Origin of the sequence: Streptomyces sp. NPDC058045 (genome assembly GCF_042885635.1) — a bacterium.
In the GTDB taxonomy this organism is placed as follows: Bacteria; Actinomycetota; Actinomycetes; order Streptomycetales; family Streptomycetaceae; genus Streptomyces.
Window position 1 is genome coordinate 79,157 of the sequence record NZ_JBHVRR010000009.1, and the last position, 25,160, is coordinate 104,316.

A 25,160-nucleotide genomic window follows, 5' to 3' on the forward strand; every position below is an offset into this window, starting at 1 on the left:
GGGCTTCAGCCGATCTTCGCGTTCCGGTGGACGGTCACTTCATCGATGTCGGAGGTGCGGACGGTCACCGCGAACCGCCAGTCCCCCGCCATCGGTACCTGGACCCGCTCGGCGGCCCAGTGTGCGGCGGCGATGCGTTCGGGGGTGGCCCGCAGCGGGCCGAGGTCCCGCGCCTTGAGGGTGAGCGAGACCCGGACCTCGGGGACATCGAAGGCCGATTGATCGGGGTGCTCCACATACAGGTGCAGTTCGTTGCCGCCGATCCGGCCGGGCGTGAGGTCCAGCAGGACCACGCCCTTGCCGTTGCGGCCGCCGGTGTCGAAGGGCAGCTTCAGCGAGACCGGCCCGGACTGCTGCCGCCCGGCCGCGGCGGCGGACCCGTTCCGGGCCTCCTCCACGGTGCGGCCCGGTTCGGTGCTGGTCAGGGCCGTGGTGACGGCGAGCAGTACGACGGCGACTCCGGCCTCGGCGAGCAGGGAACGGCGCAGCCCGGACCGGACCGGGTCGGCGTCCCGGGCCCGTTTGACCCGCGCCGCTTCCACCGCGGCCCGCTGCCGAGCCAACTGCGCGGCCCGCCCGGCATCCGTCCGGCCCGCCCCGGCGTCCGCCCCCGCGGCCACCACCTCGGGCGCGGCCTCGGCGGTGGGCTCGGCGACCGGTGACGGGCGAGGAACGCGGGCCTCGGCGGGGGCGGTGAGGCGGCTGGTCCAGCGGCGGGAGAAGTAGGCGAGGCCCACCAGTACGGCGACCAGGGCGACCTTGGCCAGCAGCAGCCGCCCGTAGGTGGTGCCGAACAGGGCGGTCCAGGTGCCGAGTTGGCGCCAGGACTGGTAGAGCCCGGTGGCGGCGAGCACCACCACGGAGGCGAAGGCGAGCCGGGAGAAGCGGTGGACCGCGGAGGCGTCCACGGCCGGGGTCCGGTAGAGCGCGGTGAGCAGGGTGGTGAGCCCGCCGAGCCAGAGCGCCACCGCCAGCAGATGCAGTACGTCCACCGGCATGGCCAGCCCGGCCTGGAGGCCGACCGAGGCGTGTTCGGACATGGCCCAGGTGGCGGCCAGCCCGGCGGCCACCACGCCGCCGCCGACGGACAACCCGAAGGCGAGATCCCTCCGCGAGGTCCCGTCGCCACCGTCGTCCCCCTTCTCCTCCGCCTCTCCCTCGGCTTCGTCCTCGACGTGCTTCGCGTAGGCGCCGAAGAGGACCGCGAGGAAGAGGGCGGCCACGGCGAGCAGCAGCAGCCGGGAGACGAGCGCGGCGCCCGTCTTGGTCTGTAGCACTCCCCCGAGCAGCCCCAGGTCGAAGATGTCGGCGGCCTTCCCGCTACCGGTGTAGGCGCCCCGCATCAAGAGCAGCAGCAGGGTGCCCGCGGTGAGTCCGACCCAGCCGCCCGCCACCAGCCGCTGCACCGGCCGCCGCCCCGCCCCGCCCGGCCAGCAGGCCAGTAGGAACGCGGCCCCGCCGACCAGCAGCACGAACGAGGCGTACGACAGATAGCGCACGGTGTGGTAGAGGCCGCCCACGGTGCCGCCGCCCGCCTGCCCGGTGTCCAGCGAGACGCTCGTCCTGGACGGGGCGCCTACGGAGAAGGTGAAGGCGCCGGAGACGGGGTGGCTGTCGGCGGAGACCACCTGGTAGGCGACGGTGAAGGTGCCGTCGGGCAGCTTGCCGCGCAGGCCGACCCGGTAGGTGTCGGAGCCGACCGAGCTGATCCTGCCCCGGTCGACCCGGTGCCCCGCAGGATCGAGGACCCGCAGCGAGCCGGAGTCCATCGCCACCTCCTCGGAGAAGGTCAGCGACACGGACGTGGGCGCCGTGCCGACCACCGAGCCCTGCCGGGGGTCGCTGCCGGTGAGCGCGGCATGAGCGGAGGCAGGCCCCGCACCGGCGAGCAGCAACCCGAGCCCCATCACCACACTGGCGAGCACAGCACCCAACGCCCGTACGGACAGGCCGGATACGGGCAGGCCGCGGGGCGCCCTCGGTGGGTTCTGGGCGGAGGCGGTCGGCGGGGTCGGCACGGGCGGTCAGCTCCTCACGGGGACGTCGGCCGGCTCGGGCGGCCCGGCTGGTAGGTGGCGGACTTCACCGGGACGGCAACCCGTACCGCACCGGACCGCTCGAAGTGCAGGGTGATCCGCACGGTGTCGCCCTGCCGTGGCAGCCGGGCCAGCTTGCCGAACATCAGATGGTTGCCGCCGCGGCCGAAGTCGAGGCGGCCGTGCGCGGGCACCGTGAAGGAGTCCTTCTCCTTCATCGAGCCGCCGTCCGTGGTGTGCAGGGTGACGCTGTCGGACAGTTCGCTGCTCACCGAGGTGAGGGTGTCGGCGCCGCCCTCGTTGGTGACGGTGAGGAAGCCGGCGGCCATGGCGGCGGTCACCGGCTGGGGCATGAAGGCGCCGCCGACACTGAGCCGCGGCTTCGCACCGGCGTCGGACTTCCCGCCGTCGTTCCCGCCGCAGCCCGCCAGCGCCAGCACACCGGCCAGGGCGGCCGCACCGGCGGCCCATATCCCACCCCGGGGCGAGGGGACCGCGGGCCTCATGGCTTCTCTCCCTTGACCAGCTTGGGGAGGTCCCGGGTGTAGTCGTCGACGGTGGCGTCCTCGCCGTAGAGGACGTACGCCTGGTCGGTCTTGGGGGAGAAGGCCAGGACCTGGGTGCCGTGGGTGGAGACGGTCTTGCCGTCCTTGTCCTTCTTCGGCGGCTCGATGCTGATGCCGAGGGACCGGGCGGCGGTCTGGATCTTCTTGAAGTCGCCGGTGAGGCCGGTGAATTGAGGGTCCTGGGCGCGCAGCCAGGAGCCCAGTGCCTTCGGGGTGTCCCGCCCGGGGTCGGTGGTGACGAAGACGACCCGCAGCCGGTCCCGCTCGGACCGCGGCAACTGCTTCTTGGCGACGGCTATGTTGCTCATCGTCAGCGGGCAGACGTCGGGGCAGTTGGTGTAGCCGAAGTAGAGCAGTGTCGGGCGGCCCTCGGTCTCGGCCCGCAGGTCGTACTTCTTCCCGTGGGTGTCGGTGAGGACCAGGTCCGGTTTGGTGAAGGGCTGGTCCAGTACGGTCGCCGTCCCCTTCTTCTGCTGGTCGGAGACCTTCACGGGAGAGTCGTCGCCGTCGTTGCCGCCACATGCGGTCAGTGCCAGCGAGGCGGCGGCGAACAGGGAGGCGGCCAGGAGGGATTTTCTAGGCATCAGTGAGATTCCAGGGTGTTTCAGGCCCGGGCGGGCCGGCCGGAACGCCGTCCGGCCCGCCCGGGGGGAACGGTGGTCAGCCAGTGGTCCGGCGGCGCCCGGCGAGCACCCCGAACGCCACGCCCAGTACGCCGACGACGATGCCGACGGCGCCCAGCACCCGGGCCGTGGTGTCCACGTCGTCCGCGGCGGCCGCGGTCTGATCGCCGGTCGAGCCCGAGGCGTTCTTCGCGTCGTCGGAAGCCGCGCCGGAAGCCGCGGAGGCGCCGTGCCCGCCCTCGGCCGCAGCCGTCAACTCCAGTACCGGCGCCGGGTTCTCGGGCTCTTCCTCGCCCTTCTGCTGCGGCTGGATCCAGCGCACCACCTCATGGTTGGAGTACGTCTGGACGGCCTTGAAGACGAGCTGGTCGGTGTCCTCGGGGAGCTGGCCCACGGAGAGCGGGAACTTCTGGAAGTAGCCCGGCTCGATGCCCTTGCCGTCGGCGGTCCAGGTCACCTTGGAGACGGCCTCGTCGATGCTGCTGCCGTGCACCTGGATCGGCTTGGCCAGCTTGCTCTTGGTGATCTTCACGGTCCAGCCGGGCACGGGCTCCGGCGAGACCGACGCCAGCGGGTGCTCGTCCACCGGCAGGCTCACCTCGACCTTGGTGGTCGAGGCCTTGTCGCGCTCGTTGGGCACCTTGAAGTCGACCACGGTGTAGCCGCCCTTGGCGGCCTCGCCCTCGGGCTGCACGGTGACATGCGCGAACGCCGGCACGGACAGGCCCAGGGTGGCGGCCGCGGCGGCGGCGCCCACGGTGAGAACGCGGGAAACCTTCATGGCAGAAGACACTCCATCGTCAGGAGGAAACGGTGAGGAGGCACGTGAGCGTGCCGCACGACACCCCTCCTGTGGTGGGCACACGCCGCGAACCGGGCGTGCCGCACACAGGTCCGGCGGACCGCCGGACCCCAGGGTGCCGCGTCAGGCTGCGAGCCGGAGGGCGGCGGGCGGCCCGCGCCTGATCACCGTGTGCTGAAGCGCGGCGGCCTGCGGTACGGGCGGCGCGGGCGCGTCGCACAGCCGGGGCAGCGGCCGCAGCGGGCCGGTGCCGGGCAGGCCCGCGCGCAGCGCCCGTACCAGGCGGAGTGCCGCGCGCAGGGCGGGCATCAGGGCGCTCTGTGCGGCGCCCCGGGCCGAGAGCGTCACCAGTCGGAGGAGCGCCAGATCACCGCGGCGCAGCAGCCAGCCCGCGGCCACCGCGGCCAGCAGATGGCCGAGGACCATCGGCAGCGAGGGCATCAGCGGCCCCGGCACTCCGCCGTCCCCCATGCCCGCGGCCCCGGCCGCCGGATGGACCCCGGCGTCGACCAGGATGCGGTGCGCCTGCCCGGGGCTGAGCGAGCCCGCGTGCACCCCGCACATCAGCCGCGCCGCCTGCGCCACGAGCGCGGAGTCACCGCCCGTCGAACCGGCGGCCGAGGCGTGCTGGCCGCAGCCGAAGAGCGTGTGCAGGGCGAGTTGGCCGACCGCGAGTACGGCGGCGATACCGGGCAGCGACCGAGGCCGCCCGGCCAGCGGCACCGCCACCGCGAACACCACCAGGAACCCGGCACCCAGCGCCCACAGCGGCACCGGCGTACGGGAGGCGAGGACGTGCCCGGCTGCGGACAGGGCGACGCAGACCGCGGTGAACACCGCGGCCCTCAGCAACCGGAGATCGACTCCGGTGCGCGCCTCGCGCAGGTCGGGGGCAGTCATGGCGGCCCCATCATCCCACCGCCCTCCCGGCACCCTCACGGCAGGTCTCCCGCCCGCCAAAAGCCGCGTAAGGGTGGGGATGCGGAGACTTGGGGCGCGGTGACATACCGGAGGCGGGCGGCGGGCCACATCCGCCGAACGAGCGGTCTCACGTCAACCTCGCGCTTACGTACTCCCCCTTGCGGCAATACGTATCGGTATGTCGAGCCGCGGCCGGGAGGCTGGAGCATGAGCATCTTGTGGTCACTCCACCTGCGGCGTGAAGCGGCCAGTGTGCCGCTCGCCCGCCGTCTGCTGCTGGGTGCGATGGACGCGGCGGGCGTCGACCCCGACATCTCCTTCGATCTCTCCGTGGCGCTCAGCGAGGCCTGCGCCAACGCGGTCGAGCACGGCGGCGCCGCCAGCGTCGACGGCGCCGGTGGCGACTATCGCGTCACCGCCTATCTGGACGGCGAGCGGTGCCGTATCGAGGTCGCCGACTCGGGGCCCGGCTTTCCCGCCGGGCGGGCCCGCACCGCGGCCCGCCCGGCCGCCGGGAGCGCGGAGAGCGGCCGCGGCCTCTGCCTGATCGAGCAGCTCGCCGACCATGTGCACTTCGGAAACCGGCCCGGCGCCCACGGCGGAGCCGTCGTCAGCTTCGACAAGATCCTCAAATGGCGCGAGGACGCCCCGCTGTCGGTGGTCTGAGCGGCGGGTGGCACACGGCGGCCGCCCGTACGTTCAGGCGCCGGGCGCGGTCAGTCGCGCAGTCCGGCCATCCACCGCTCGACCTCGTCGGACCGGCGGGGCAGGGCCGCGGAGAGGTTCCGGTTCCCGTCCTCGGTCACCAGCAGATCGTCCTCGATACGGACACCGATCCCGCGGTACTCCTCCGGCACTGTCAGATCGTCCGCCTGGAAGTACAGGCCCGGCTCCACCGTCAGGCACATCCCGGGCTCCAGGGTGCCGTTGACATAGGTCTCGGTGCGGGCGACGGCGCAGTCGTGCACATCGAGGCCGAGCATGTGGCCGGTGCCGTGGAGGGTCCAGCGGCGCTGGAGGCCCAGTTCCAGCACCCGGTCCACCGGGCCCTCCACCAGGCCCCACTCCACGAGGTGGGTGGCGAGCACCCGCTGCGCCGCGTCATGGAAGTCGCGGTACTTGGCGCCCGGCCGCACCGCCGCGAAGCCCGCCTCCTGCGCCGCGTACACCGCGTCGTAGATCTTCCGCTGGATCGCGGTGTACGTGCCGTCGACGGGCAGGGTGCGGGTGACGTCGGCGGTGTAGAGGGTGTGGGTCTCCACGCCCGCGTCGAGCAGCAGCAGGTCGCCGGCGCGGACCGGGCCGTCGTTGCGCACCCAGTGCAGGGTGCAGGCGTGCGGTCCTGCGGCGCAGATCGAGCCGTAGCCGACGTCGTTGCCCTCCACCCGGGCGCGCAGGAAGAAGGTGCCCTCGACATAGCGCTCGCTGGTGGCCTGCGCGCGGTCCAGGACCCGGACCACGTCCTCGAAGCCGCGCACCGTGGAGTCCACGGCCTTCTGGAGCTCCCGCACCTCGGAGTCGTCCTTGACCAGGCGGGCTTCGGAGAGGAAGACCCGCAGTTCCTGGTCGCGCTCGGCGGTCACCTTGTCGGTGAGGGCGGCCTCGACGCCGGTGTCCTGGCCGCGGACCACGCGGACCGGGCCCTTCCCGGCGCGCAGCACCTCGGCCACCTCGCGGACGTCGCGCACCGGGATGCCGTACAGCCGCTCCGCCTCGGCCAGGGAGTGGCGGCGGCCCACCCACAGCTCGCCCTGGCCGTCCAGCCAGAACTCGCCGTTCTCCCGGTCGGAGCGGGGCAGCAGGTAGAGGGTCGGCCGGTGGCCGCCGGTGGTGGGCTCCAGGACGAGGACGCCGTTCTCGGTCTGGTTGCCGGTGAGGTAGGCGTACTCGACGGAGGCGCGGAAGTGGTAGGCGGTGTCGTTGGAACGGGTCTTGAGATTGCCGGCGGGGATCACCAGGCGTTCGCCGGGGAAGCGGGCGGAGAGGGCGGCGCGGCGGGCGGCGGTGCGGTCGGCCTGCTCGACGGGCCGCAGATCGTGCAGCTCCGTGTCGGCCCAGCCGGACCTCATGCTCGCGGCCAGTTCCTCGGACACTCCCGGGTACAGGCCGTTCTTCCGCTGCTTGATCGGCTCCCCGGCCGCGTTCTCGGTCTCGGTGATCTCCGGGGTCTCCGGTGTCTCCGGGAACTCTTCGGCCACGGTCTTCTCCTTAAAACGTGCAACGCAGGACCGCCCTCCATGGTATGGCCGTCCGAGCGCGTCCCCCAGGCCCCGAAGACCCGGGCCCCGAGCGCGCTGCCCGTCGGGATGTCAGCGGAAGCGGGCCGCCAGCAGTACGACGTCCTCCGGGCTGTCCGCCCGGTCCAGGCCGTCCGGCAGCACGGTGTGCAGGACATGGTCCGCGATGGCGTCCGGATCGTCGCGCAGCGCCGACGGCACTCCCGCCGCGGCCGCGTGCAGCTTGGCGTAGGCGCGGTCGGTCGCGTCGCCGGTGCGTTGCAGCAGTCCGTCGGTGCAGAAGAGCACCGTCTCCCCGGCGGCCGGCTGGAGTTCCACGCTGGGCGCCTCCCAGCAGGCCAGCATGCCGAGCGGCGCGGAGACCGAGGTCTCCACGAACTCGGTGCGCCGCTCGCCGACGATCAGCGGCGGGCAGTGCCCGGCACCGGCCAGCGTGAGGCGGCGCAGCGCGGGCTCGCAGTAGGCGAAGAGGGCGGTGGCGCTGCGGGCCGGTTCGGTCAGCCGCAGCAGCAGCTCCAGATCCGACAGCACCGCCACCGGATCCTCCCCTTCCATCACCGCGTACGCCCGCAGTGAAGCGCGCAGCCGGCCCATCGCGGCGACCGCGCTCGGCCCGGACCCGGTGACCGAGCCGACGGACAGCCCGAGGGCGCCCTCCGGCAGCGGCAGCGCGTCGTACCAGTCGCCGCCGCCGCGCGGGCCGGAGCGGTGCCGTACGGCCAGTTCGACGCCAGCCACCCGCGGCAGCCGGGCGGGCAGCAACTCCTGGGTGACGGTGGCCAGTTCGGCGCGGGAACGTTCCAGCTCCAGCAGGCGGGCCAGGTGCTCGGTGGCGTAGCGGACATAGCGGCCGAGGAGGTGGCGGCGGCGCTCGGGCGGCTCGGCGGGCTCGTCGTAGAGCCAGACCGCGGCGCCGAGGGGGCCGGCGGCGGTGGTGGCGAGCGCGAGTGCGTAGCTGGCGCCGATGCCGAGGCGGGCGGCGACCTCGCGGTGCCGGGGGTCGAGGCCCTTCTCGGCGAGGAGGTCGGGGCGCGCCAACTCGCCGCTGCCGCCCGGCAGTCCGGGCGGAGTCTCCACCAGGCGGCCGTAGGGGGTGGTGCCGCAGGGGATGGTCTCGATGGTGCCGAGGTCGTGCCGGGCCAGGCCGAGGCCGACGGTGCTGTCCGGGCCGAGCCCGTCGGCCGGTTCCAGGACGACCATGCCGCGGCGCGCACCGGCCAACGCGGCGCCCGCACGCAGGAGTTCGTCGAGTGCTTCGCCGAGGGTGGTGGTGCGGGCGAGGCGTTCGGTGAGTTCCTGAAGGGTGGTGAGATCGGAGACCCAGCCGGCCAGGCGGTCCTGGAGGGCGGCGCCCGGGCCCGGGATGACGCGGGTGGGGGCCGGGGAAGGCTGGACAGTGTGGGCGGGGGCCGGGACACTTGAATCGATTCCAGCCACTTTTGGCAGGTGCGGGGCGCTCATGATGTTCGGCTTCCTGGCCGGTGCGTAGTGCTCAAAAGCATCGCAAACCCCCTGTCGTTGGGCACCGCAGCCATGTCTCCACAAGTACACGCAGGGCAGATGTGATGTAAAGCATCGTTCAGGCGATTGCCCTGGCGTTATTCCCGTTGTCGACACGGCCTCCGGTGCGGTGCGAGTGTGGTGCGGCGATGGCGCTGGTGCGGTGGTTGCAGTCGGGTCACGTTGTCTTAAAAACGCTGCGAGTATTGGCATATTGCGGTCGACTGGGCTGAGTTCACGGCGTGCGCGGTATGCGCGCCGCGACTCGGCAGGAGCGTCACCACGGCCGGGACGGGTACGTACTCGGTAGACGCGCTGGGAAACACGGGGTCAACCCCCGGAACCCGGCGGCGGATCCGGGCGTCCTACCCGTCGGCAGCCGCAAGTCCCATCCTCCGTGGCGGAGGCGGCAAGCAATACCTCAGTGCGGCAATTCGCCAGGCGCCGCCACCCCTGACCGAGCCCACGATGAGTACCGCCTCATCGCGGGCCGCGGCGCGGGCTTGGCGCCCGCATCCGCCGCGACTGCACCGGCCACCGGTGCGCACCGGCTCACGCCGAACACGGCCGCTCGGGCCGGGGCCTGCGGCGGAGCACAGAACACGCACGGCAGCGAATGCACCAGGGGCGCCCGCCCCCGCGGCACGGAGGAGCACGGCACACCTCCGGCGGCAGCGGAAGCGCCCGGCGGTACGCACGGCACGGCGAACAGGCACAGCGGTAGGCACGGCGGCGCGTGCGGACACAAGGCACGTGCGGCGACAGGTCAGTACGTACCGGCGCACAGCGGTACGTGCCCGAAGTACGCACAGCGAAATGATCGGCACACGGTGTGCTGCGGCCCTCGGTGTTCAACGGAAAGGAACGAGCGCTCATGCGCGAGATCCTCGGAAGGCGACCCAGGTTCCTGTCCCGGCCAGTCAAGTTCCCGGCCCGGCCGGTCAAGCCGTCCACCCTGCTCCGGCAAGCCAGACGGGCGGTCGGCACCCTGACCGCCACAGCGATCAACGAACGGAAGAAGAGGCGGCCCGACATGCTCAGCGAGGCGCTCACCTACGCGACGGCATGGCGGTGGCCCGTCCTTCCCGGCGTGGGGCTCACCACCGGCCGCGGCATCCGCTGCGCCTGCCCCGACCCGGAGTGCACGGTGCCCGGCGCCCACCCCTTCGAGCCCGGACTGCTCGCCGCCACCACCGACCGGCGCATGGTCGGCTGGTGGTGGACCAACCGGCCGACCGCCCCGGTGATCCTCGCCACCGGCGGCCACGCGCCCTGCGCGGTGAGCCTGCCGGCCCTCGCCGCGTCCCGCGCGCTGCACACCCTGGACCGGCGCGGCATCCGGCTCGGGCCGGTCATCGCCACCCCGGCCCGCTGGTCCATCCTCGTCGCGCCCTACACCATGGAGCAGCTCGGCGAACTCCTCTACGCCCAGGACTTCGTGCCCGGCTCGCTCCGCTTCCACGGCGACGGTGGCTATCTGGCGCTGCCGCCTTCCCGCACCGGGCAGGGCCAGGTCCGCTGGGAACGCGCACCGCTGCCGGGGTCGGCGGCGCCATGGGTGCCGGATGTGGAGGCGGTGGTGGACGCGGTGGTCGACGCGCTCACCGGGAGCGGGAGCGGGGTGGGGACGCCGGAGGTGTGACGGCGGGGCCTGTATGTGGGGGGCGGTGCCGTGTCGCGTCGGCCGCTGTTCCGGGCTCGTCAGGTGCGCCGGATATGAAAGGACCCGGTTGCTGGCGACGGGGGATGCACCAGCAACCGGGCTATCTGAACGGTAACAAGAGATCTGCCGTTCGCAAATTCGATCCAGGCCAATCCGTACCGGATTCACCTGCGGAGAGCGGGAGTTGTGACCGGATTCACCCGCGGTGGGGTCCGGTCAGCTCAGGGTCACCTGGCGGTTGGTGAGACCGCTGCGGGCCCGGCGCTCGTCCGCGTTGAGCGGGGCCGATACGGCGAGCGCCTTGGTCAGGCGCTCCGCGAAGGCGGCGGCCGGCTTCTCCACGTCGGCCGCGGACATCTCGCTCGGCAGGTCCCACACCGGCACCGTCAGCCCGTGCGCGCGGAACGAGCCGACCAGCCGGGTGCCCTCGCCGAGTGCGGACTCGCCCGCCGCGTGCAGCCGGGCCAGCGCGTCGAGCAGCCGCTCCTCGTCGTGCGGCATCACCCAGCGCAGATGGTTCTTCTCCGGCGTCTCGCACCAGTACGCGGCGTCCACGCCGGAGAGGCGGGCCGTCGGGATGGCGGCCTCGTTGGCCCGCTCCAGGGAGGCGGTCACCTCGGGGGTGCTGCTGTCCGAGTCCGGCACCCAGAACTCGAAACCGGAGTGCACCGCCGGCTCGAACGGGGCCGAGGCGTCCAGCAGGTCCTGGAGGCGGGCGCCGTCCGCGGGGGCGCGGCGGGCCGGCACGGGGCTGCCGGGCTCGGTCTCCAGGGCACGCCGGAGGATGTCGGCCAGGTCCCTGCTCAGGTCGCCGGAGGACGTGTCGTTCTGCAAACCCAGCAGGACGGAACCGTCCTCACGGCGTAGCGCGGGCCAGGCCATCGGCAGCACCGTGGCGAGGGTCACCGACGGCACGCCCTCGGGCAGTCCGTCCTTCAGCGTCAGCTCCACCGTGGCGGCCGGCACCAGTTCGCGCAGGGCCACCCAGTCGCCCTCCGCGGGCAGGCCTTCGAAGGGGCGCTGCACCAGCTCCGTCACGGCCTGGGCGGCGGCCCGTCCATGGCAGGCCTTGTAGCGCCGGCCGGAACCGCAGGGGCAGGACTCCCGGGCACCGACCACCGGAATGCTGCCGTCCGCGGCTCGGGCGCTCTGCTGCGGGCGGTTGCCCTTCGACTGGGGGCGCTTCTTGGCCATGGTGGAGGTCTCCCGATGACGGCTCGTGCGGTACGGCGGCGAGCCTAGCGGGTTCCCTGCGGGGGTGCTGCGGTGTGCTTTGCCGGTGCGCTTTGCGGGTGCGGTTTCGTGGGGGTCGGGGGTGCGGGGGGATGTCCGTCCTCGGAGCCGGTACGTGGACGTGGGCCGTTGGGTTGCCGCCTACTTGCACCGGCTCCTGCGGGCGAACATCCCCCCACACCCCCTTCGGTGCGATTCCGGCTTTCTCGCCGTTTCCGCCGCCCCTTTCGTCAACGGGGGCGTTGTGTACGGGAGTTGGCGGGGCGGGCCGGGGTGGGGGATGGGGTGAGCGGGGTGAGGCTGTCGTACGGGTGCTCTTGGCCGGCCAGGACTACCCATACGGTGACCTCGCCGCGTACTTCGTCCCTTACGCCCCAGTCCGCGGCCAGGGCGGTGATGATGTTGAGGCCGCGGCCGCCGTGTGCGGTGACGGAAGGAGTGGCCGGAATTGGTCTGGTGGGACCGCCGCCGTCCGTCACTTCCAGAGTCAGCCGCCCCTGCGGTTCCACCCGCCACGCGGCCCGTACGTCACCGTCTCCGGCGAGCGCCTCGCCGAGCGGCCGGCCGTGCCGACACGCGTTGCTGAGAAGTTCGGACAGGACTAGTTCTGCGTCGTCAACGACGGTTTCCGGTACCCCGTGCCCGCGCAACTGCTCCCGCATCCGGTGTCTTGCCCGCCCCACGCCGGCAGGGCCGTGAGGTACGGCCATGCTCGACGACGCGGGCACCTCCTGTGCCACCACCAACGCCACCCCCGAGACCTCCTTTGCCCCACGCCACGGGTTGGATGCCCCACTCGGATGGGCCGGAAACCGGCCAACCGGCACGTGGTGACGCACTCGACACCGTCAGGCGCGGGTGGACGCGCAGCGTATGCGCCGGTGCACTTTCGGTGACCGGGATGGGTGGGCGGAGGAGGGGCGTTACCGTCCCAACTGGGTCAGAACTTCGCGCGGTCGGTTGGTGATGATGGCGTCCACGCCGAGGGAGGCGCAGAGTTCCACGTCGTGCGGCTCGTCCACGGTCCATACGTGCACTCCGTGCCCGGCGCCCCGCAGCCGCTGTACGTACCCGGGGTGGTTGCGCACGATCCGCAGGGAGAGGCCCGCGATGCCCACCCCGGGCGGCAGCCGGCCCTCCCGGTGGCGTGGCGAGATGAACTGCATCAGATACACGGTCGGCAGGCCCGGCGCCTCGGCCCGTACGCGCTGCAGGGAGCGGGCCGAGAAGCTCATCACGCGGACCTGGGACGAGGTGCCGGGGCGAGGGGAGTCCAGGCCGAAGCGGCGCAGCAGCACCAGCAGCCGCTCCTCGACCTGGCCCGCCCAGCGCGTCGGATGCTTGGTCTCGATGGCGAGTTCCACCCGGCGGTCGGCGTCGGTGACGAGGCCCAGCAACCGCTCCAGGGTCAGCACCGAGGTGTCGGGCGCCCCGGACCAGTCGGGTTCCTCGGCTTCGCGCTCGCGCTGTTTCCAGGAACCGAAGTCGAGGGCGGCCAGTTCGGACAGCTCCAGGGTGGAGACGGCACCGCGGCCGTTGGACGTACGGTTGACGCGGCGGTCGTGGACGCACACCAGGTGGCCGTCCGCGGTCAGCCGTACATCGCATTCCAGCGCGTCGGCCCCGTCCTCGATGGCTTTCCGGTAGGCGGCCAGGGTGTGCTCGGGGGCGTCACGGGAGGCCCCGCGATGGGCGACCACCTGGATCTGGGGTGCGGCGTTCACCGCGTCATGGTGCCACCCCGGGGGCGATGCGCGGGTGGACGGCCCGTAGCGGATGCGCCGGCCTGCGCGGACGTAAAGGATGGGGGACGCACAGGTACGGCTTATGGTGCCCTGACGGCTCATGGGAAAAGCTGGGCGTCGTACAAATGCGTATGCCGGAAACGATCAGAACAGCCGTGGATCAGGGAGAAGAGCTGTGAGCACCGAGAACGAGGGCAACGCGGTACCCCCGGCCCCGCCCGCACCTCCGGCCCCGGTGGACGCTCCCACTCCGCCCCCGACCACCTCCACCTCAGACACCGAGCCCGCTGAGCGGGCCGAGCCCGCCGGGCAGGGGGACGGGCACCCTTCGAGTCCCTCGGATCAGGGTGCCTCGGCCGCTCCCGGCACTCCGGGTGCCCCGGCTTCGGCGGAGGGGGAAACGCGGCAGATGCCGGTGGGCGGGGGCGATACGCATCAGGCGCCGGCGCCGCCGTACGGTGCGCCGCCGCAGCCGGGGCAGGCGCCTGGCGGTCACCCCCAGCAGGGCGGGCCGGTCGGTGACTGGCCGCCGCCTCCCCCGCCGGTGCCCGCCTACTCCCAGGGTGCGGGCGGCAGTTGGGGCGCCTCGTACCAGCAGCCGCAGAAGTCCGGTGGGCGCGGTGGGCTGCTCGCCGCCGTGCTGATGGCCGCCCTGGTCGCCGGCGGTGTCGGCGGCGGTATCGGCTACTGGGCGGCGGAACGCGGCGACCGGACCACGGGCTCCACCACCGTCTCCGCCGACACCCCGCAGAGCGTCAAGCGGGCCGCCGGGTCCGTCGCGGGGATCGCCGCGGCCGCGCTGCCCAGCGTCGTCACCATCGAGGCGGAGGGCGGCAACGGCGAGGGCGGCACCGGCACCGGCTTCGTCTACGACAAGCAGGGCCACATCCTCACCAACAACCATGTGGTGGCCAGCGCCGCCGACGGCGGCCGGCTCTCCGCGACCTTCGCGGACGGCAAGAAGTACGCCGCCGAGGTCGTCGGCCACGCCCAGGGTTACGACGTGGCCGTCATCAAGCTGAAGAACGCCCCGTCCAACCTCCGCCCCCTCGCGCTCGCCAACTCCGACAAGGTCGCCGTCGGCGACTCCACCATCGCCATCGGCGCCCCCTTCGGCCTGTCCAACACGGTCACCACCGGCATCGTCAGCGCCAAGAACCGCCCGGTGGCCACCAGCGACGGCGCCGAGAGCAAGACCTCGTACATGAGCGCGCTCCAGACCGACGCCTCCATCAACCCGGGCAATTCCGGTGGCCCGCTCCTTGACGAGCACGGCGCTGTCATCGGTATCAATTCGGCTATCCAGTCCACCGGCGGTGGCGGAGTCGGCGGTTCCAGCCAGAGCGGTTCCATCGGCCTCGGTTTCGCCATCCCCGTCAACCAGGCCACCAATGTGGCCAAGCAACTCATCAGGACCGGCCAGCCCGTCTACCCGGTGATCGGCGCCTCCGTCTCCCTCCAGGAGCAGGACAGCGGGGCCACCATCACCCAGGAGGGCGCCTCCGGCACCGCTCCGGTCACCCGCGGCGGCCCCGCCGACAAGGCCGGACTCAAGCCCGGCGACACCATCACCAAGCTCGACGACCGGGTGATCGACAGCGGCCCCACCCTGATCGGCGAGATCTGGACCCACAAGCCCGGCGACACCGTCAAGATCACATACAAGCGGGACGGCAAGGAACGCACCTCCGACGTCGTCCTCGGCCAGCGCAAGGGCGACGAATAACCACCGACCGAAGCGGCCGACCCAGCCGGTAGGCTGTAGCCGCCCCGCAGCAGGTACGCGGAGCAAGGAGGCGTGCCCGAGCGGCCGAAGGGAACGGTCTTGAAAACCGTCGTGGCAGCAATGCCACCGTGGGTTCAAATCCCACCGCCTCCGCGGAGGTCAGAGACTTCGCAGGTCAGAAGGGGTGCCCCCGAACTCGGGGCACCCCTTCAGCGTTGAGGATGTCTCACCCTGATTCGCCCGTATCCCACCGTTGACCAGTGTGTGTGGGCCATCTGTGGGCCAGAACGAGGGCTACTTTCCGCTGCTCAACTCCCGTGCGATCAGCTCCTTGGAACGGCTCTGGTCGCCCCGGAGGATCTTGGCGTAGAAGCGGAACAAGACGGCGATGCTGTGGCCGGCGCGGCGGGCCACCTCCACCGGGTCGACCCCTGACTTGATCCACAGAGACACCCCGGCGTGCCGGAGTGAGTAGGGGACTTCGGCGAGCGGGGTGGCGGCCTCTGCCTCGGACAGGACGGAGGAACGTGCGCTGTCCCAGAGATCGCAATACTCGGTCGAGCGCACCCGCCCACCCCTCGCGGCGCGGAACAGGCGTCCGTCCGGCGCGGTGCCGTACGTCTCCAGATGCTTGCGCAGCATCTGTACGAGGACCGGAGGGATGGGTACGGAACGTGTTGCGCCCCGCGCCCGACGCTTGAGGCCTCGCGCCTCGTAGGACTTCCCGTCGTCCGTCCAGCCGCTTGCCACCTCCGGCCTGCTCTCGCCGAGGAGGAGTTCGCCCCAACTCTCGGATTCCTCCTGGGTGTTCGGTGGCAGAGTGCAGTCAGCCTCCTTCAAGGAGGCGATTTCCCCGGGACGCATGGCGGCGTAGTACAGGCACCCGAAGAACGCTTCGAGGTGCTGCCCCCGGGTGCCGGTATTCCGGACCGCGGTCAGGAGGGAACGGGCCATGGCCGGGTCCGGGACGTAGCGGAAGTCGATTTCGTCGTCTGTATCCGGCGGCGTCCAGTCCACCCTGGCCAAGGGGTTGTGCGTCAGCAGGCCCTTTTCTTCGACCGTGTACCGCAGGAAGTTACTCAGCACCATCCGCTTGCGGCGAGCCGTGTTCTCGGCGGCTTTCTTGCCGTCGAGTCGCTGGGAGATGGCTTCAAGTGCGGGACGGAGCAAGGCCGGATCTTCAAGTGCGTGCACCTTCATCGAGTGCTGCGAGAGCCAGTCCAGAGCGGACCGGATGTCCTCCGGGGCCTCTTCGGCGGTATGGCTCGCGACCAGTTGTCCGTCCGAGTTGCGCACACCGCGAAAAGCCCACTGGTAGAGCGCCCTTCTCAGGGTGCGGGCGTCGGGGGCGCCGCGGCTGCTGGTGATGAGTGTGGGAACGATGACTGCCAGGGCTTCACCGATACCGGCACGGTGCTTTGCTGAGGCTCGCGGCCACTTCATCAAGGCGTATGCCATGGCGTGCTCGAACCAGGAGGGCGAGGAGAGAGCAGCCAGTTCGCGCGCCGGCAGGCCGGTGTCCTCGTCGAACTGTTCGCGTTCCCGCAGCGCCGCCATGAGTTCCGAACGGCGGCCGTCGGCCTGCGGCTTCAGCTTGAAACTCTTCGAATGGGGGCGGGAGCCGACGCGCCATCGCAGCTCGTACGGCTTTTTGCGGCCGGCCCGTTTCCGGATGGACCAGATGTCCACGTCGTAGGTCAGCATGTTTCTCCTGCCAGGCTTCTACGAGAACGGGGCCCGTTGGGTGACGGGCCCCGTGGAGGTCATGAACGGGCTATGCGGCGTCCTGCTCGCACTGCTCCCACCAGGTGTCCAGGTCGCGCCGGCTGACGCGGACCTGGCCGTTGGGGAGCTTGCGGATACGGGGCGCCAGACCGCGGGCGCGGAGGCGGTAGAAGGCGGCGCGGCTCATGCCGATCTCATCGAGGACGTCCGCGAGCTTCAGCATCTTGGGGCCGCCCCTGCCGGGAGTCGGGGACAGGCCGACGGTGGCCGTGACCGCGGTGACGCTGTGACGGGTGTGACGGTTCATGCGGAGCCCCCGTTCTCGGTGGGGACGACGTAGCCGCCGTCCCTGCGGATGAGTTGGACGTCCTTGGCCATGCGGGAGCAGGTCTGGCGGACGAGGTCAGAGGCCAGGCCGGTGCCCGTGGCGATGGCTTTCGGGGCCGCGCCGGGGTTCTCTCTGACGTAGCGGAGGATCGTGGCGCGGCTGTCGCTGATGGTGTGGTCGGTGGCGGGGCCTTCGAGGAGCTGCCAGGCGCCGGCTTCCGAGTGGAAGCGGAGGGCGTACTCGGATTCGTCGACGTCGCGGCCGGTGACGTGGAGGACACCATCGGCTTGGCCGCGGGAGCGCTTGAGGACGAGGGTGGCGTCGGCGGCGCCGGCCAGGCCGTTGGTGCCGGAGACCTCCGCGAGGAAGTCGTCGGAACCGGCCTTGCGGACGTGGTGGACCAGGACGACGGCGATGCCGTAGTGGTCAGCGATGCGCTTGGCGTGGCCGACGGCCGCGTAGTCCGCGTCGTAGGCGGAGGCGCCTGGTGCGGAGAGGCCGCGGATCTTGGCGAAGACGTCGATGACGATCATGCGGGCTTCCGGATTGCGCTCGCACCATTGGGCGATGGCCTCGCTGCCGCCCTGCGGGAGCGGCGGGCAGGAGGTCGCCAGGGTGAGACCGCCGGGCGCCCGGCCATCGGCGCCGAGGATCTTGCGCATACGGGTCTGGAGGCGTCGTGGGGTGTCCTCCAGGGCGAGGTAGAGCACCGGGCCGCCCTCCACGGTCACGCTGTCCATGGCCTGCCCACCGGCCGCGACCGAGAGGGCCAGGCCGAGGGAGAGCCACGACTTTCCGACTTTCGGTGGCCCGGCGAGGAGGTTCACCCCTTCCGAAATGATCCCGGGCACAGCCCACTTGGGCTCCGGGAACTCCATCGCCATCAACTCGTCCGCGGTCCAGGCGGTGCGCATACGCTGCTGAGCGGGCTGGAGGGGGTGGGGTTCGGCGGTAACCGACATGGTCGTTTCGTTGGGTCGGCCGGTCATGCCGTATCGCCGTCCTCGGGGTGCTGGGCGGCGATCCACTTGGCGGCTGCGGCGAGGGTGCGAAGGTCTTCCTGCACGCGCTGCCAGCGGAGGGTGCCGAGTCCGTACCGGCCGTCCGGGGTGGGGAGCGCGAGGGCCGCGTAGCGGGTGCCGCCGCGGGGGCCGCGCTCCTCGTGGATCTCCCCGACGACGTCCGCTGGTTGGACGCGGACGGGGGCGGTCCGGGTGGCGAGCCACTGGTGCGGCTCGCCGTCGAACCACGGCATCCCCGGCCAGAGGCAGAGCCCGGCCACCCTGCGTGGGGCCTCCCCAACTCCGGTTGTTTTGGTGGTGGTTAGGCGGAAGGTCGGGTTCTCGCCGCGGATCACGTGGGCGGTGTGGCAGGAGGAGCAGACCACGCGAACGGTGAGGCGGGGGAAGGTGCTGCCGTGGTCGCAGTCCTCGTCCGGGCATCCGTGGACGGGGCGGGCGGTGGCGTACGAGGAGCGGTAGCCCTGGTCCTCGCGGAGGTCGACGGTCCACGACGGACGGGCGCAGCCCACGGCATGGCTGAGCTGCCGCCAGTCGAAGTAGGTGTCCTGAATGGTGAGGTTCACGCGGCATCCCGCCCGCCGAGGGTGCGCGGCTTGCGGGCGCCGGCGCGGAGGCCGGAGGTGATGGTGGCGCGGGCCTCCGGTTCCGGGAGGCCGACACCGAGAGCGGTTTCGGTGAGGTGGTCGGTGACGTAGGGGGTGGGGAGGGCGCCGCCGGCGACGAGTTGGCCGAGGGCGACGGAGGCGATGTAGAGGGCTTCGTTGCGCCGGCCGACGGGGGCGGTGCGGATGCGGCGGAGTTCGCCGGTGACGGCTGCGTTCAGGTAGGCGTCGAGCTTGGCCTTGCCGGTGAGGGGGATGAGGGTGCGGATCTGTGGGGGCAGGGGGCGGGGCGTGAGGAGTTGGAGCAGCCAGGCGGGGAGCGGGGCCGGGGGTACGTCGTGGGTGACGGTGTAGGTGGTGCCGTGGACGGTGCTGCCGGGGCCGACGATGTAGCCGCCGTGTGCGCGGGTGTCGATCTTCGAGCCGAGGGTTCCGGCGGTGTTGCGGAGGCGGGTGTCGGCGGGGGCGGTGAAGTAGAGGTGCGTGCCGCCGCTGGGGGTGCGGACGGTGTACGTGTCGGAGGGGTACGGGGCGCCATGTTCCTCGGCGAGGAGGGCCAGGGCACCGGCGCCGTCGGTCGCATCCTCGGGCGGGGTGCCGTTGGGCTTCGGGACGTCCAGGTCGACGACGAGGAGGCCGGACGGGCCCGTGGCGATGCCGTAGTTGTAGGGCGCGGTGGACCAGCAGCGGCGGATGCGGTCGGCGTCGGTCGTGGCCCGCTGTTCCCAGGCGCGGATGGCGGGGCGCTTGGTGCCGGGGACGAGCGGGAAGACGTGCCAGCCGCGTGCGGCGGCGGCGAAAACAGCGTGCGGCAGCGGGGCGGGAGGGTTCTGGTGCATCCTTGGGGCACCTCCTGTTTCTTGGATGGGATGGGAGGGCCGGAGCAGCGGGCTTCGTTGACCCGTCGGCCGCTGCTCCGGTCAGAATTCAGAGAGCCTGGGTGATCACCCGGCCTCCTGCGCGGCGTCGTGCATCCGCCCGCTGAGCAGTACGAATTGCAGAGCCCGCTCCGCCGCTGCCCCGTAGGCGTACGCGGCGTCCGCCAGACCCGCGGCGTACTCGGAGGCCTCGGCGAACTCCGCGTCGGCGCAGTCCGACAGGTCCTCATAGAAGGAGAGTTCGCGGACGGCCTGGCGGGCGCGGAGGTGTTCGGTGACGATCTCGCGGAGGGCTGCGAGGTTCGGGCCGTCGGGCCAGTCGCCGAGGGCGGCGGGCAGGTCCTCGGGGAGGGTGGCGCCGTCCAGGACATAGCTCAAGTCACGGCGTTCGAAGGTGAGATGGCACGGGCACTCGCCGTCGAGGACGGCGGTGGTCGCCGCGGCGGCACCGTAGGCGTAGGCGAGGGCGGTGTTCTCGTAGAACTCCTTGGTGCGGCGTTCGGTGGCGGCGTGGAGTTCGCGGAGGGTCCAGAGGGCGTTGTCGTGTGGGGGCAGGTAGTGGCGGCCGACGACGTGGACGGAGCCGGGGGTCGGGCGGAGTCGGCTCGGGTCGTACTGCCAGGCGGTGGCCTGCGCGGCTTGGTGGGCCATGCGGTACTCGCGGGCGGCGGCGCCGAGGGCGTGCACGCTCGCGGTGAGGCTGTCGAACCACGGGCGCGTGGTCTGGGACATGTGTTCCTCCGGTAGCGGGGGCAGCGGGTGTCAGGTGAGGGGCTTGCCGTCCTGGCGTTCGGCGGCGGCGAGGAGGAGGGCGCGGAGGTCGCTGCCGATGACGGCGGCGAGGCGGCTGTCGATGGCCTGCCAGGACTGCTCATCGATGGCCAGCAGTGCCGCGATGGCGGTCGGGCCCTTGCCCTCCTCGATGGCGGTGAGGGCGTCGCGGAGTTCAGCGGCGGCCATCAGGGAGAGGCCGTGGCTGGTGTGGTGGGGCATGGCGAATCCCCTTTCGGTATGGGCGAGTTGAGGCGGAGAGGACTGGCGGTCAGAAGTTGCTAACCGTGCCGCTGATCGCGTTCATGAGCTGGTCGATGGTGGAGGCGGCGTCGCTGCGGGCGAGGTAGTAGCCGAAGAGGACGCCGACCACGGCGGAGCCGGGGCCGAGGGCACGGAAGCGGACGAGGAGGGCGAGAACGGCGCCGAAGAGGACGACGGCGGAGATGGAGAGCGCCACGGGGGGCCACCTTTCGGAGTACGGGAGGGGAGGTCAGCGGGTGCCTTCGCGGCGGAGTCCGGAGAGCGCGTTGTAGAGGTGGCGGCCGAGGCGGAGCCGCTGCCCGTGGCCGTCGCAACGGCGGCAGACCGGGCCCCGCTTGAGCCGTCGGGAGAAGCGGCCGACGGAGACCTTGGCGCCCCAGCCCTTGCACTTCCGGCAGGTCCCGAACGGGCTCGCGGCGCACAGCGCGGCATAGCAGAGCGTGAGGAACAGGAGGCCGGGCAGGGAGTGCAGGAAAGACGGCATAGCGGTCCCCTCTCGGGCGGGAAACGGGAAATGGATGTGGCGCGCGGAGGGCGGCGCTAGAAGCTAGACGGCAGGTCAGGGGAGCAATGGCGTGCTAGCGGGGGTGCTAGGTCTAGCGGGGGTGGCCGCTAGACCTAGCACCGGTTCGGCTAGGCCGCTTCGGCTTGTCCGTCACGTTGCGCGACTGCTCGGAGGATCTCGGCGCGCTTGATACCGCGCCGGTTGGCGCCCCTGCCGCCCTCGGCGGTGCCCCAGACCTGGCCGGTGCGGATGCCGAACGGCTTGAGGGCGGCGGCCAGTTGCTCCGGTGTCCAGGCGCCGTAGATGTCCGGACGGAGGTCGCCGAGTCGGGCGAGGAGTGTCTCGGACCAGACCTTCGGCTCGCCGCTGGGGACGACGGCCATGATGTCGGCCAGCACGTCCGGCGGCGGGACCGTTTCGGCGGTCGGCTGCTCACCGAGGGCGTGCCCGGCGAGGGTGCCGGCGCGTTCGCGGAAAGCGCGGGCGCGGAGCGCGATGCGGTCGGCCTGGACCGCGTCGATGAAGACGTCGCGGACGATCTGGGCGTCCGCGCCTTCGCCGAGGAAGTAACAGATCCCCTTGTCACCCCAGGCGAAAAGGGTGGCGCGGACGCCGCGCTTGTAGGCGCCGGTACCGAGGACCATGTCGTTCTCGATCTGCCCCATGACCTTCAGGCACCAGCGGGCGGAGGCGTTGGCGCTGATCGCGGTCGGGATGGCGTCCTTGTCGGGCCGCTGCGTGGCGAGGAGCAGCACGATGCCGGTGGCCGGCCCACGCTTCACCAGGTCGGTGCAGATCTCCTTGAACTCCGCCCCGTACTTGGGGTGTTCGAACCAGATCTGGCACTCGTCCACCCCGACAACGATGGGATGGAGGCGCAGTGACCGCTTGGATGCCAGCTCCGTCGTCACCTTGGACTCGGGGCAGATGTCGCGCGGGAGCGACCGGATCACCTTCGCCCGCCGTCTCAACTCCCCCTGCAATTCCCTCATATCGGCGATGGCGTACTCGATGTCCTCGTCCTCCTCGCCCGCCCGGTGGCGGTAGGAGACACGGTCACCGACCGAGTCCAGGTCACCGGTGCCCTTGAGGTCGTACGTGTGGATCTCCGCGCGTACGTCGAGCGCGGCGATGAGGAGGAGCAGCCGGAGCAGGAACGTCTTGCCCATGCGGGGGATGGCGCCGATGATGCCCGCGATGAACATCAGGGTGACGCCGACCCAGCGTCCGCGCTGGTCAGTGCCCCAGTCGACGGGCTTGAAGAGGTCCACCGCCCCCGATTTGGCGAGCGGCCAGGCGGCGTTCGCGGTCTGCGACATGTCCTGGTCGCCGACCCAGAGGCGGAGCCGGCCGGTGTGTTCGTCCGGTACGGACTCGGGCCATACGCAGCCGAGGGGGCGGCGGAGGCCGGAGGCGAGTTTCTCCCGGCGGTCCGCGACGTCGGTCACGGTGACGCCGTACGGGAGGTCTCCCTCGGCGAGCCAGCCGGGGCCATCCCGGGTGATCGGGGCGGTGAAGGCGAAACCGTCGCCGCCCTTGGCCTGTGCCTGATTGATGGCGGGGATGCCGAGGGAACCGAGGGCGCGGAGCACGATGTCGCTGGTGAGCCTCGTGGCCTTCGGGATGTCCACAGACCTGTGGATGACGGGCTCGTCGGCCGGTTGCCCGAGCCGGCCGAGGGAGAGCGCGACGATCGCGCCGACGCTCGTCAGCAGCCAGGCCGGTGCCAGGACGTACAGCGCGAGGGCGGTCGTGGCTCCGACGATGGCGGCCGCGATACCGACGAACGCCCGCCAGCGCACGCGGCGGTCCCGCTGCCGGGAGAGCTTCAGATACCGGTCGATGTCCGCATGAGCGGCCGCCTCCCGGCGGAACGGATCGCCCTCCCCGTCATTCATCCACCGGACGCTGTCACCGACGAAGCGTCCGGCACCGAGCGGGGCTTGCAGCAGGAGCCGCGCGGCGTACCAAGGGGTGCGGATGGCGTGGTACGAGGCGATGTGCCATGCGTAGTCCGCAACACCGCCGCCGGCCTTCTTGAACTCGGTCGCGGAACGGGCCCAGGCCGGGACGACGGGGCGACGCTTGGCGCCGCGGACACGGTCCATGAGGCCGGGGCCGATGGGGCCGCCGGGGCGGTCGACGGGGCGGGGTGCGGTGGGGTCGGGTTCGGGCTCCTCCGGTGAAGGGGCGCTGTCCGGTGGGGAGTTGGTCGGATTCGCCGCCCTCTCGTGCTGGGGTGCGTCCATCTCCTTCTCCAGGCGGGCGAAGAGTTCATGTTCGGGGTCGGGGGTGTCTCCGTCGTTCTCGTGGTTCGCGTCGTGCACGGGCGCTTCCTTCGGGCTCTGCGGGAGGGGCCGGGCCTGGCGTACGGCGGGGGCGGGCTCAGGGGCGCGGCGCTCTGGCGGCGTCCGGCTCGGCTCCATGGCCGTTGATCAGGGCGAGTTGGCCGGGGACGGGCCGTGGTCCGCGCTCGCGTTCCAGGCGGACGAACACCTCGTGGACGTAGCTGGGGGCGCGGGTGGCGCGTTCGGCGGTCTCCCGGACGGTGAGGCCGCCGAGCCAACCGGCGGTGATCTCCGCCGTGGCCGCTTCGGTCCCCAACCTCTCCGGCGAGGTCTCCCCCTGCGGCGCGGCATGTTCGGGTGAACGTTCCTCGCCGTCCACCGCCTGAGCAGGTGCGACGTCGGCGAAGAGAAGCCGCGTGAGGGTCCGGCTCCGAATCTTCTCCGTCGCCTGGCTCATCTGTGTCCGGGTCTGGGCCGCCAGGGCGGAGGCCACTGGATCAGCGGTCGGCTCGTCCCAAGGGGAGGGCAGTTCGATCGTCGCCAGGCTCGCCGCATGGCGACGGGCGGCGAGTTGATCGAGGAGCGCGCGTCGCTGGCCCGCGTCGACACCGACGGAGGCCCGGGCCACGGCGACGGACAGCCTCCGGGCGAGCCGCTGCCCGCGACGCCGACCGCGCTGCCGCGGCGTCTGCTCCGCGAGCCGCGCCGCCAGGGCCACAGCTCGTACGGTGGCGCGGTCCCGGGTGATCTGAGCGGCGTCCCGGTTCCGCTCGGCCAGACCGAGGCGGGAGAGGGTACGTTCCCTCAACTCCCGCCCGAGCAAGGCGAGTAGACCCGAGGAGGCGGCGTCCGGCGTGCGGTGCCGCAACTCGATGCCCATCGCGAGATGCCAGAGCAGCGCAGCCATGACCGGGCCGACGAAGGCCCGCACCGTGCCACCGACCACCCCGGACTCGGCGTACGCCGGGATGATCTGCACCCCGGTGATCACCCAGACCAGGACGCCCGGCGCGCCGGGTGCCCCGTTCGGCCCGTTGAGGTTCTGCCGGGCGAGGAGGGAGCTGGCGAACAGCGCCAACTCGGCGGCGGCGAACATGGCGACACGTTCCGCCGTGCCGCCCATGTCCAGATAGTCCGCGGCGAACCGCCAACTCGTGTCCGCCGAGTACGCGGTACAGCCGACCGCGGCGAGGGCGGCGATCCGGATGGCCGGAGTGGCGCGGCCGCCGGTATCCCGAAGCCGACGCCTACGCAGGGCCCGCCAGGTCAACCACGCTGCGGTGATGAGGACGACCATGAGGGCTGAGGCCGCATCGTGGAAAGACACGAGGTCCACGGGCCTCACGCGGCCTTCCGTACCCAGTGCATCCGCGGACCGCGGGCCCGCTTTCGCAGGTTCGCGGCGCAGACGAGCTGCGCCGCGTACATCGCGTTCAGCCGTTCCAATTCGTCGTCACGGCCCGCGTCCAGCAACTCGGCGAGGATGTGCCCCGCGGCCTCCTCACGGGCGCGGCGCTGTTCGTCGGTCTCACCGGGCGGGCCGAAGAAGAGGTCCCGGAAGTCCTCCGGGGCCTCCTCGCGGAAGACCCGGTCCAGGATCTCGGCCGGCAGTTCCCTGAACTCGCCCGATCCACGGGCCAGTTCCTCGAACTCCTCGGCGGTGACGGCCTCCTGGCGGCCGATATAGATGCGCATGTGGTGGCTCCATGTCCTGGATGGGATGGA

At 71.9% G+C, this 25,160-nt stretch carries 25 protein-coding genes and 1 tRNA gene; 4 read left to right on the forward strand and 22 right to left on the reverse strand.

Going from position 1 to position 25,160, the window contains the following annotated elements:
* Positions 1 to 5: 5 nt before the first annotated feature.
* From ACFVST_RS08370 to ACFVST_RS08390, 5 genes are all read right to left on the reverse strand, one after another.
* Positions 6 to 1,907, reverse strand: coding sequence for a copper resistance CopC/CopD family protein (locus tag ACFVST_RS08370; protein ID WP_390148263.1), 1,902 nt, complete (start codon positions 1,905 to 1,907; stop codon positions 6 to 8).
* 125 nt (positions 1,908 to 2,032) lie between these two features.
* A complete protein-coding gene (locus ACFVST_RS08375; protein ID WP_390148125.1) occupies positions 2,033 to 2,542 on the reverse strand; it encodes a copper chaperone PCu(A)C in 510 nt (169 codons plus the stop codon).
* Positions 2,539 to 3,186, reverse strand: coding sequence for an SCO family protein (locus ACFVST_RS08380; RefSeq protein ID WP_390148126.1), 648 nt, complete (start codon positions 3,184 to 3,186; stop codon positions 2,539 to 2,541). The genes ACFVST_RS08375 and ACFVST_RS08380 overlap by 4 nt, the downstream gene beginning before the upstream one ends.
* 76 nt (positions 3,187 to 3,262) lie before the next feature.
* A complete protein-coding gene (locus ACFVST_RS08385; RefSeq protein WP_390148128.1) occupies positions 3,263 to 4,006 on the reverse strand; it encodes a YcnI family protein in 744 nt (247 codons plus the stop codon).
* Between the two features lie 144 nt (positions 4,007 to 4,150).
* The gene (locus tag ACFVST_RS08390; protein WP_390148129.1) at positions 4,151 to 4,927 is read right to left on the reverse strand and encodes a hypothetical protein; all 777 of its coding nucleotides are present in this window, start codon (positions 4,925 to 4,927) and stop codon (positions 4,151 to 4,153) included.
* A gap of 228 nt (positions 4,928 to 5,155) precedes the next feature.
* Between ACFVST_RS08390 and ACFVST_RS08395 the strand changes: the two genes are divergently transcribed.
* Complete coding sequence (locus ACFVST_RS08395; protein WP_390148131.1) at positions 5,156 to 5,614, forward strand: ATP-binding protein; 459 nt, start codon at positions 5,156 to 5,158, stop codon at positions 5,612 to 5,614.
* Between the two features lie 50 nt (positions 5,615 to 5,664).
* Here the strand turns inward: ACFVST_RS08395 and ACFVST_RS08400 are convergent, their stop codons facing one another.
* Positions 5,665 to 7,146 carry an aminopeptidase P family protein gene (locus tag ACFVST_RS08400; RefSeq protein ID WP_390148133.1) on the reverse strand — a complete coding sequence of 494 codons (1,482 nt, stop codon included), beginning with the start codon at positions 7,144 to 7,146 and terminating at the stop codon, positions 5,665 to 5,667.
* A gap of 111 nt (positions 7,147 to 7,257) precedes the next feature.
* Positions 7,258 to 8,646, reverse strand: a complete 1,389-nt coding sequence (locus tag ACFVST_RS08405) for a PP2C family protein-serine/threonine phosphatase (protein WP_390148134.1) — start codon at positions 8,644 to 8,646, stop codon at positions 7,258 to 7,260.
* A gap of 913 nt (positions 8,647 to 9,559) precedes the next feature.
* Between ACFVST_RS08405 and ACFVST_RS08410 the strand changes: the two genes are divergently transcribed.
* Positions 9,560 to 10,327: a bifunctional DNA primase/polymerase gene (locus ACFVST_RS08410; RefSeq protein WP_390148136.1), complete on the forward strand. Its 768-nt coding sequence runs from the start codon at positions 9,560 to 9,562 to the stop codon at positions 10,325 to 10,327.
* Positions 10,328 to 10,564: 237 nt separating this feature from the next.
* Here ACFVST_RS08410 and ACFVST_RS08415 read toward each other — a convergent pair whose 3' ends face one another.
* The 3 genes from ACFVST_RS08415 to ACFVST_RS08425 all read right to left on the reverse strand — a co-directional run bounded on the left by ACFVST_RS08415 (position 10,565) and on the right by ACFVST_RS08425 (position 13,305).
* Entirely contained in the window at positions 10,565 to 11,542 is a 978-nt protein-coding gene (locus tag ACFVST_RS08415; protein WP_390148138.1) for a DUF5926 family protein, read from the reverse strand.
* A gap of 269 nt (positions 11,543 to 11,811) precedes the next feature.
* Positions 11,812 to 12,333, reverse strand: a complete 522-nt coding sequence (locus ACFVST_RS08420; RefSeq protein WP_390148140.1) for an ATP-binding protein — start codon at positions 12,331 to 12,333, stop codon at positions 11,812 to 11,814.
* 171 nt (positions 12,334 to 12,504) lie between these two features.
* Entirely contained in the window at positions 12,505 to 13,305 is an 801-nt protein-coding gene (locus ACFVST_RS08425) for a glycerophosphodiester phosphodiesterase (protein ID WP_390148142.1), read from the reverse strand.
* A 196-nt stretch (positions 13,306 to 13,501) separates the two neighbouring features.
* Here ACFVST_RS08425 and ACFVST_RS08430 point away from each other — a divergent pair, with 196 nt between their 5' ends.
* Both ACFVST_RS08430 and ACFVST_RS08435 read left to right on the forward strand, forming a co-directional pair.
* Complete coding sequence (locus ACFVST_RS08430; protein ID WP_390148144.1) at positions 13,502 to 15,052, forward strand: S1C family serine protease; 1,551 nt, start codon at positions 13,502 to 13,504, stop codon at positions 15,050 to 15,052.
* Positions 15,053 to 15,118: 66 nt separating this feature from the next.
* A tRNA-Ser gene (locus ACFVST_RS08435) sits at positions 15,119 to 15,205 on the forward strand.
* Between the two features lie 141 nt (positions 15,206 to 15,346).
* Here the strand turns inward: ACFVST_RS08435 and ACFVST_RS08440 are convergent.
* The 12 genes from ACFVST_RS08440 to ACFVST_RS08495 all read right to left on the reverse strand — a co-directional run bounded on the left by ACFVST_RS08440 (position 15,347) and on the right by ACFVST_RS08495 (position 25,130).
* Positions 15,347 to 16,756 carry a tyrosine-type recombinase/integrase gene (locus tag ACFVST_RS08440; protein ID WP_390148146.1) on the reverse strand — a complete coding sequence of 470 codons (1,410 nt, stop codon included), beginning with the start codon at positions 16,754 to 16,756 and terminating at the stop codon, positions 15,347 to 15,349.
* Between the two features lie 70 nt (positions 16,757 to 16,826).
* Positions 16,827 to 17,000: a helix-turn-helix transcriptional regulator gene (locus tag ACFVST_RS08445; RefSeq protein WP_390148264.1), complete on the reverse strand. Its 174-nt coding sequence runs from the start codon at positions 16,998 to 17,000 to the stop codon at positions 16,827 to 16,829.
* A gap of 80 nt (positions 17,001 to 17,080) precedes the next feature.
* A complete protein-coding gene (locus ACFVST_RS08450) occupies positions 17,081 to 18,094 on the reverse strand; it encodes an AAA family ATPase (RefSeq protein ID WP_390148148.1) in 1,014 nt (337 codons plus the stop codon).
* On the reverse strand, positions 18,091 to 18,690 hold the full coding sequence (locus ACFVST_RS08455; RefSeq protein ID WP_390148150.1) for a hypothetical protein: 600 nt from the start codon (positions 18,688 to 18,690) through the stop codon (positions 18,091 to 18,093). The genes ACFVST_RS08450 and ACFVST_RS08455 overlap by 4 nt, the downstream gene beginning before the upstream one ends.
* Complete coding sequence (locus tag ACFVST_RS08460) at positions 18,687 to 19,568, reverse strand: bifunctional DNA primase/polymerase (protein WP_390148152.1); 882 nt, start codon at positions 19,566 to 19,568, stop codon at positions 18,687 to 18,689. The genes ACFVST_RS08455 and ACFVST_RS08460 overlap by 4 nt, the downstream gene beginning before the upstream one ends.
* 105 nt (positions 19,569 to 19,673) lie before the next feature.
* Positions 19,674 to 20,339: a hypothetical protein gene (locus tag ACFVST_RS08465; protein ID WP_390148154.1), complete on the reverse strand. Its 666-nt coding sequence runs from the start codon at positions 20,337 to 20,339 to the stop codon at positions 19,674 to 19,676.
* Between the two features lie 30 nt (positions 20,340 to 20,369).
* Positions 20,370 to 20,600, reverse strand: coding sequence for a hypothetical protein (locus ACFVST_RS08470; RefSeq protein WP_390148156.1), 231 nt, complete (start codon positions 20,598 to 20,600; stop codon positions 20,370 to 20,372).
* 49 nt (positions 20,601 to 20,649) lie between these two features.
* Positions 20,650 to 20,838, reverse strand: a complete 189-nt coding sequence (locus tag ACFVST_RS08475) for a hypothetical protein (RefSeq protein ID WP_390148157.1) — start codon at positions 20,836 to 20,838, stop codon at positions 20,650 to 20,652.
* A gap of 33 nt (positions 20,839 to 20,871) precedes the next feature.
* Positions 20,872 to 21,126 (reverse strand): hypothetical protein, encoded by a 255-nt coding sequence (locus tag ACFVST_RS08480; RefSeq protein ID WP_390148159.1) that lies wholly within the window; start codon positions 21,124 to 21,126, stop codon positions 20,872 to 20,874.
* Between the two features lie 149 nt (positions 21,127 to 21,275).
* A complete protein-coding gene (locus tag ACFVST_RS08485; RefSeq protein WP_390148266.1) occupies positions 21,276 to 23,396 on the reverse strand; it encodes a cell division protein FtsK in 2,121 nt (706 codons plus the stop codon).
* A gap of 136 nt (positions 23,397 to 23,532) precedes the next feature.
* The gene (locus tag ACFVST_RS08490; RefSeq protein WP_390148161.1) at positions 23,533 to 24,762 is read right to left on the reverse strand and encodes a hypothetical protein; all 1,230 of its coding nucleotides are present in this window, start codon (positions 24,760 to 24,762) and stop codon (positions 23,533 to 23,535) included.
* Between the two features lie 14 nt (positions 24,763 to 24,776).
* Positions 24,777 to 25,130 (reverse strand): hypothetical protein, encoded by a 354-nt coding sequence (locus ACFVST_RS08495; RefSeq protein ID WP_390148163.1) that lies wholly within the window; start codon positions 25,128 to 25,130, stop codon positions 24,777 to 24,779.
* Positions 25,131 to 25,160: the final 30 nt, after the last annotated feature.